At 36.0% G+C, this 1,120-nt stretch carries 1 protein-coding gene; it reads left to right on the forward strand.

The window, feature by feature from the left end:
* Positions 1-908 (forward strand): PhzF family isomerase (locus tag AC1DUW_RS29940; RefSeq protein ID WP_477644324.1); only part of this gene is annotated, 908 nt, incomplete at its 5' end.
* Positions 909-1,120 lie beyond the last annotated feature (212 nt).

Here is a 1,120-nt window from a genome sequence, read left to right on the forward strand (position 1 = left end):
TGGCAAGAAAGTACCGATTATATCAAATTGATTCATTTACGAAAGAAAAATTATCAGGTAATCCGGCTGGTGTAATAACAAATGCAGATGGTTTATCTTCGGGTGAGATGCAGAGGATTGCTAGAGAGCTTAACAATTCGGAAACGGCATTTATCTTTAAATCAGACAATAGCAAATCTGATGTACATATTCGTTTTTTTACGCCTACTCATGAGGTTCCTATCTGTGGACATGCGACGATCGCTGCCCACTATGCTCGTGCAGTTGAAAATAGTTTAAATACAGTTAAAGTTTATCATAAAACTGGTGCCGGCATTTTACCAGTCGATGTGATTAATGAAGATAATGATTACAAAATTATTATGACGCAGGGTAGTATAAGTTTTGAAACTGTGATTGTAGGTGTAGCTTTAGAGAACATATTTACAGCTTTCAATATTAGTGAAAATGATTTATTAGAAGGTTGTCCAGTACAAATCGTTTCTACCGGGCATTCTAAGGTGATGATTGGAATTAAAAATTCGGAACTTCTCAACCAATTAAACCCTAATATGGATTTACTCACAAAAGTCAGTGGATTAATTAATTGCAATGGTTTCTATGTTTTTACGATGAATGCTCCCGACTCTGATATTTTAATTCATGGAAGAATGTTTGCTCCTGCAATTGGTATTAACGAAGACCCTGTTACAGGTAATGCGAACGGTCCTTTAGGCGCATACTTGATACATCACAGACTTGTCAAACATGATAATACTTTATTTAGTTTTAAAGCAGTGCAGGGCGAAGCTATAAAACGGGCGGGTATTATTGATGTTCAAGTGAAAATTTGTAATCAGGAGCCAGAGGAAGTAAGAATTGCAGGAAATGCTGTAATCGTATTTAAGTCCGAGTTATTACTTGATTAGCAATTCACATGTAAAAATTTGAATCGTAAATGGAGGTCTTTATTAATACGAATTTCAGTCATGTAAACTGTAAATCATAATAAAGTTATTTCTATGGCGGTGAATTTTGTATTATTTTTAATGGGGGAATTTGTGAAATAATACACTCAAACTAACGGGTGCGTGTGCGGCCGAGCATAGGTCGTATCATATAGCGGGTGGGATTCCCGTCG

This window comes from Peribacillus sp. P4_C12, assembly GCF_056402095.1.